A 6,046-nucleotide genomic window follows, 5' to 3' on the forward strand; every position below is an offset into this window, starting at 1 on the left:
ACCGGGAATTCCACCTCCCTCTGCTGCACTCTAGCCCAGCAGTATCGAATGGTCCCTCCCAGTTGAGCCGGGAGATTTTTCATCCGACTTGAAGAGCCACCTACACGCGCTTTACGCCCAATAAATCCGGATAACGCTTGCCTCCTACGTATTACCGCGGCTGCTGGCACGTAGTTAGCCGAGACTTATTCCTCAGGTACCGTCATTATTCTTCCCTGAGAAAAGGGGTTTACAACCCGAGGGCCTTCATCCCCCACGCGGTGTCGCTGTGTCAGGCTTTCGCCCATTGCACAATATTCCTTGCTGCTGCCTCCCGTAGGAGTCTGGGCCGTGTCTCAGTCCCAGTGTGGCTGGTTATCCTCTCAGACCAGCTACCGATCATTGCCTTGGTGGGCCATTACCTCACCAACAAGCTAATCGGACGCAAGCCACTCCCCAAGCACCCGAAGGCTTTAGTCCTTCCGCTTTTGCAGAAGGACCACATGCGGTATTAGCTCCAGTTTCCCGAAGTTATCCCCCACTTAGGGGCAGGTTACTTACGCGTTACTCACCCGTTCGCCACTGTCCCGAAGGACCGTTCGACTTGCATGCATTAAGCACACCGCCAGCGTTTATCCTGAGCCGGGATCAAACTCTCCGACTAAAAATTTGTGTCTTTGGCTTGAACTTCCTTCCGCTATCCAGTTGTTAAAGTGCTTGAAGCGCTCTTAAAGCGCAAACTTAATAATATCATAGCCATTTTCGTTTGTCAATATTGTCCAGCTGGATTGTACGGGCATGTTATTTTGATATATTATCTAACGACGACTCAATTATACAGTGAATGCTTGACAGGCAAAATAATGGATGTAATAACGGCGGAACTGGTAACAGCCGGGTTGGGTACCCGTTTTATCGGGCAGAAAGTAGTCCATTTCCCCAGGCATGGTTCAACAATGGAAGCCGCCAGGGAGGAGGCTAGACAGGCGTCGGCTGAAGGAACCGTGGTCATCGCCGGAGAGCAAACGGCGGGGAAAGGGAGGGCAAAGCGAGCCTGGTTATCACCCAGAGGAAACATCGCGCTTTCCATAATTCTCTATCCCGATATATCTCAGCTCCCTTATCTCATTATGCTCGCCTCTGTAGCCGTCGCGCGAAGCATCGAAGCGGTCGCCGGGCTGGAAACAAGGCTCAAGTGGCCCAATGATGTCCTTGTTAAGGGCAAGAAGGTCTGCGGTATCCTGATTGAAAATGAACTGAAAGGCGATAAGGTGGCGTGGGCCGTCATTGGCATCGGCATTAACGTAAATATCAGGATGAGGGATTTCCCGGAGATAGCTGATACAGCCACGAGCCTGTATAATGAGCTGGGGAAAGAGCTTTCACGCGTGGAAATTATTCGTTGCCTGCTCGTTGAGCTGGAAAGACTGTACCTGTCTCTGGGGGACGGAGAAGACATCTATCAGGAGTGGCGTGACCGACTCATCACATTGGGTAGAAGAGTCCGGGTGATTTCAGGTGAAGAGATACTTGAAGGCGTGGCGGAAACCGTCTCCAGAGATGGCAGTCTTTTACTGCGACACAAAAATGGCAATCTAAGCCGTATTGTCGCCGGCGATGTCACCCTGCGTAATGCCGGATAGCATCCCCGGCGACGTTAGGCCGATGGTACTGATTTCTGCCTTCTCTCTGACTATTTGGATTATTCTTTCGTGCCCGAGGACAGGCGGCCGAATGCCTTGAGAAACTCTATAGGTATCGGGAATAGTATGGTGCTGTTTTTCTCGGAAGCTATCTCGGTCAGTGTTGATAGGAAGCGAAGCTGAATTGCCGCCGGCTCTCTGCCGAGGATATGTGCCGCCTGGGCCAGCTTCTCCGCTGCCTGAAGCTCACCTTCGGCATGAATGATTTTGGCGCGCCTTTCTCTCTCCGCCTCAGCCTGCGCGGCCATAGACCGCTTCATCTCTTCGGCCAGCTCAACTTCCTTGATTTCCACGGTGCTGACCTTGACGCCCCAGGGGTCAGTGTGTTCGTCAATAATCTTCTGCAGCATCTGGTTGAGCTTCTCTCTCTGCGCCAGCAGCTCGTCAAGTTCGGACTGCCCCAGCACATTCCGTAAGGTCGTCTGTGAAATCTGTGAGGTGGCCCTTATATGGTCAAGAACTTTGACCACGGACGCCTCAGGGTCGACCACTCTGAAGTAGACCACGGCATTCACCCTGACGGTCACATTGTCCTTGGTGATGACTTCCTGCGATGGGACATCCATGGTTACCACGCGCAGGTCAACCTTCACCATCCTGTCAACGAACGGGATGATGAGGAACAGACCGGGGCCTTTGGCGCCAATCAGTCGGCCAAGTCGGAAAATAACACCCCTTTCAAATTCGGTGACGATTTTTACCGCCATGGAGAGAATGATAAGCACCGCAAAGGCAATAATAACATAGATAATAACGTTCACTTAATCACCTCCTTTACTCTTTCTTGGTAACTCTCAGCTTTAAACCTTCGACCTTGGTAATAAACACCTCCTCCCCGGGCTCAGCCCTTCCTTTCTCCAGTATTGCCGCCCACTGTTCACCCTCAATGCGAACCATACCCTTAGGCGCCATTGGTGCGGTAACTTCAGCAACCCTGCCAATCAGTTCTTCCCGTCCCGCAGATACCTTCAGCTGGTGAGCACGAATCCCGTAAACGATGACAAAGGCAATGAACGCCACTACCGCCACAATAACCAGGATTACCAGCCAGGGGTCTATTTGTATATAAGGTATACTCATTTATTCTTTCCTCACAACGTGTAGTGTCAGGCCATCAACAACGATGATAATCACTTCTTCACCGGCCTCGATTCGACCTTTTTCCGATATAGCTGCCCAGTGTTCTCCCTTGTAAAAGACGGTTCCTTCCGGGTCAAGTGCCTCTTTTACGACGGCACGTTTGCCAACCAGTTCTTCACGGCCTGTCGCAGCCTGCTTGCGATGGGCACGTATCGCCCGGTTGATTACGAAGGCAAATGTACCCGCGATACCAATGGTAACGGCCGCGATAAGCCACGGGTCAACCCGGAACAGCGGCGAGCCGCCCTTGAACAGTATGAGTGAACCGAAGACCAGCGCAACAACTCCTCCCGCGGTGAAAAGGCCGAAGGTGGTCGTCAGCACCTCACCGATAAAGAGGCCAAAAGCCAGGGCGATGAGCAGGACACCGGCCCAGTTGACCGGCAGTACGCCCAGTGAGAAGAAGGCAAGCAGCAGGCTGATGGCGCCGACCACACCGGGGAAAATAAGTCCCGGATTGAAGATTTCGACCATGATGCCCAGCATGGCCAGACTGAGCAGCAAGTAGGCGATATTCGGGTCGGCGATGGTATAGAGAAAGTCCTCAATAAGCTTCATATCGACATAGTTGATTGTGGCCCCCTGCGTATTCAGCATAACTTCGCGGCCATCAATGAGGGTGACTGTTCGCCCGTCAAGCTGGGTTATCAGGGTATCAATATCGGAGACAACCATATCGACGACGTTCAGGTCCAGTGCTTCCTGCGAGGTGGCGGAGATGCCATCGCGGACGGCTTTCTCCGCCCATTCCGCATTGCGTCCTTGCCTTGAGGCAAGGTCCTTGATGTAGGCAATGGCGTCATTGATTATCTTGTGCTTCATTTCCTCGGACATCTGGGCTTCGCCATCGCCACCAAGCGCAACGGGTGTGGCAGCGCCGATAGCCGTGTTCGGTGCCATGACCGCAATATGGGCGGAGAGGGTGATGTAGGCACCGGCAGAAGCAGCCCGTGCCCCGGCTGGAGAGACATAAACAACCACCGGGACTCTGGCATTGATAATGCTCTGGATGATATCGCGCATCGCAGTGTCCAGGCCGCCGGGAGTGTCCATCTGAATGATAACCGCGCTGGCGCCGGTCTCCTCTGCCTGCTCAATGCCACGGCTGATGTAATCGGTCAGGACCGGGTTAATAGTGCCCTTTACCGTTAGCACATCAATCCTGGAGCTCCCGGTCTGGGCGCGGGCAACAAGCGAAACCGCCAGCAGTAATCCTATTAAGATAAGCAGTATGCGTGCAATTCGGGGCATAATTACCTTAGTGTTGTAATCAATAAAAAGAACCTTTTATATACTATACAACAGATGACGCACAAATGAAATAGCGGAAAAGGTCTCTACCGTGCGCAAAGTTGAACAGGCGAGTCAGATTAGTGTAGAATTTACGAACTACAGACTTGGGTTTTACCATGAGAGTTCAAAGGTGCAAAGGTACCAGAGATTTGTCTCCCGATGAGATGGCCAGGTTCCGTCTCATCGAAGAGGTCTTTCGTGAACGATGTCTCCGATGGGGATATCAGGAGGTGCGCACGCCAACCATTGAGTACCTCCACCTGTTCACCTCGGCCGGCACGCTTACTCCGAGCATGCTGGAGCGGGTGTATTCCTTCCTTGACTGGGATGGATGGAGTGGCGAGAGAGTGGTCTTGCGGCCCGATGGCACCATTCCCATTGCCAGGCTCTATATTGACACCATGGCGGGAAAAGGTCTGGCCAGGCTGTTCTACGTTACTAATACCTTTATTTTTGAGGAGACAGGAAAGAAGACAAGGGAAAGATGGCAGTGCGGCACCGAGCTTATCGGTGTGAACACACCGGCCAGCGATGTTGAGCTGATCGTTCTTGCCCTGGAGATTATAAATGCTTTAAAGCTGAAAAACGTAACACTGAGACTATCACACGCCGGTCTGATAAAAGCACTGCTGGAACGACTTGGCCTGAACCCTGAAGAACAGGCGAGGGTTTTCGACCGGATTCTTGATGGAGATGCAAAAGCGCTGGCGGAGTTACGAGCCGGCAAACCCGAACTGGATGGCATCCTGTTTCCGCTGCTCAGTTTGAAGGGACATTCCTCAGGCTTTCTAAAGAACCTGAAGGCGATTTCCACGCGAAGCCTGCCCGAGTTTGAACCATACCTGAATAATTTTATCGATGTTGTCAGTATCCTGGAGAACCTCGGCTGCAAGTATCAGATAGACATCGCCTCTGGCGCTGGATTCGAATACTACACCGGCATCATTTTTCAGCTCTACAGTGGCAGAGAAAAAATTGGCGGGGGCGGACGATATGACGACCTTATTCCGGCGATGGGAGGTGGCGACATTCCTGCTTCGGGTTTCGCTCTCTACATCGACCGTCTTATGAACCTGGTGGAACCGGATATTTTAAGAGAGCCTGTCAGGCAATCGGTGCTGGTAAGGGCAGAAAGTAATGCGGAAGTAAAAGAAGCGTTCAGCGTCGCCAGTCATCTCCGCGACGGCGGATATACGGCAGAGCTTGACCTTGGGAACAGGGAACTGACAGATGTACGCTGGCTTCTGGAAATACGAGCCGGGCAACCAAAATATAGGCTGCGAGATATAGTCGAGTCGGGCCAGACTGAGATACAGACCATTGACGAAATCCTGGGCATAATCGAGGAAAAGAGTGGACATCAAGATAGCCTTACCAAAAGGGCGCCTTCTGGGTAAGACAGCCAGCCTGCTGCAGATAGCCGGCTGGGGAATGGACGGCTACCGCGAGCAGGCACGTCTCTATCACCTTAAGTCCAGCACGTATCCCAATCTCTCGGCGAAAATGTTCCATGAGAGGGATATCCCGATACAGGTGGCCATTGGCAATTATGACCTGGGGATTTGCGGACGCGACTGGATTGAGGAACTGCTGGTGAAATACCCCAGCAGTGCTGTGGTCAAGGTAAACGACCTGGGTTACGGAATGGGCAGCCTCTATATGGTGGCCGGGCAGGCTGACATGGCGATGAGCGCTTTACGACGTAAGGCCGAGCAGAGCGCAGTCCGCATTACCAGTGAGTATGCCAACCTTGCCGAGTCGTTTGCTCTGAAAGAGAGGCTGGGTAGGTTCAGCATTTTTCCGGTATGGGGCGGAGCAGAAGCCTACCCGCCGGAGGATGCCGACCTGGCTCTCATCAGCGGTCACACCGATGTGGAACTGGTCGATATGGGGATGGTTCTGGTTGCCAGAGTCCTTGATTTCAGCGCCTA

Annotated in this window: 6 protein-coding genes and 1 rRNA gene; 3 read left to right on the plus strand and 4 right to left on the minus strand. The window is 52.8% G+C overall.

The window, feature by feature from the left end:
* Positions 1-643 (minus strand): 16S ribosomal RNA (locus tag KKD83_09230); the annotation flags it as partial.
* Positions 644-842: 199 nt separating this feature from the next.
* On the opposite strand from KKD83_09230, the gene KKD83_09235 reads away from it, so the two are divergent.
* Positions 843-1,622, plus strand: coding sequence for a biotin--[acetyl-CoA-carboxylase] ligase (locus KKD83_09235; protein ID MBU2536327.1), 780 nt, complete (start codon positions 843-845; stop codon positions 1,620-1,622).
* A 59-nt stretch (positions 1,623-1,681) separates the two neighbouring features.
* Here KKD83_09235 and KKD83_09240 read toward each other — a convergent pair whose 3' ends face one another.
* The 3 genes from KKD83_09240 to KKD83_09250 form a co-directional block, all read right to left on the minus strand.
* A complete protein-coding gene (locus KKD83_09240; protein MBU2536328.1) occupies positions 1,682-2,389 on the minus strand; it encodes a slipin family protein in 708 nt (235 codons plus the stop codon).
* 67 nt (positions 2,390-2,456) lie between these two features.
* A complete protein-coding gene (locus KKD83_09245) occupies positions 2,457-2,762 on the minus strand; it encodes a serine protease (GenBank protein ID MBU2536329.1) in 306 nt (101 codons plus the stop codon).
* The gene (locus tag KKD83_09250) at positions 2,763-4,073 is read right to left on the minus strand and encodes a nodulation protein NfeD (GenBank protein MBU2536330.1); all 1,311 of its coding nucleotides are present in this window, start codon (positions 4,071-4,073) and stop codon (positions 2,763-2,765) included.
* A 158-nt stretch (positions 4,074-4,231) separates the two neighbouring features.
* Here KKD83_09250 and KKD83_09255 point away from each other — a divergent pair, with 158 nt between their 5' ends.
* Positions 4,232-5,512, plus strand: a complete 1,281-nt coding sequence (locus tag KKD83_09255) for a histidine--tRNA ligase family protein (GenBank protein ID MBU2536331.1) — start codon at positions 4,232-4,234, stop codon at positions 5,510-5,512.
* Positions 5,469-6,046, plus strand: a 578-nt coding sequence (gene hisG / locus KKD83_09260) for an ATP phosphoribosyltransferase (protein ID MBU2536332.1), incomplete at its 3' end; no start/stop codon positions are given. The genes KKD83_09255 and hisG, both read left to right, overlap by 44 nt.

Source organism: Chloroflexota bacterium (genome assembly GCA_018829775.1).
Taxonomy (GTDB): domain Bacteria; phylum Chloroflexota; class Dehalococcoidia; order Dehalococcoidales; family RBG-16-60-22; genus E44-bin89.